1 protein-coding gene is annotated in these 295 nt (G+C 61.7%); it reads right to left on the bottom strand.

The genetic code is table 11. The features are described 5' to 3' along the window. Positions 1–252, bottom strand: a 252-nt coding sequence (locus PZH32_RS13170; RefSeq protein WP_275208703.1) for a hypothetical protein, incomplete at its 3' end; no start/stop codon positions are given. Positions 253–295: the final 43 nt, after the last annotated feature.

Genomic DNA, 295 nt, shown 5'->3' with positions numbered 1-295 from the left:
GTCCAGGGTGGTGTAAATGCCTTGATAGGTTTCGGGGGAAGAGGCAAGATTCGCCAGGAAAATCAGGGATACCAGGGCGATGGCGGCCAAGATGCCGGCGATGATGGGCTTCTCCTTCAGGGGGCGCTCGACGGGCTCCCACACGGTCAGTTCCCGATCTTCGCGCACCACGCGGTTCTCTTGCACCGTGCGGTTTTCCCGCACTACGCAGTCGTCCCGTACCAGCTGGGTGCTCAAGCGCTCGTTGTCCATGACGCGTCCTTCCGCTCGGGGGTGTCGCGTTTCAGTATAGGGG

This window comes from Adlercreutzia equolifaciens, assembly GCF_029076695.1.
In the GTDB taxonomy this organism is placed as follows: Bacteria; Actinomycetota; Coriobacteriia; order Coriobacteriales; family Eggerthellaceae; genus Adlercreutzia; species Adlercreutzia equolifaciens_A.
Note: the sequence above shows the minus strand (reverse complement) of the source record. Positions and strands in the feature narration are given on the sequence as shown.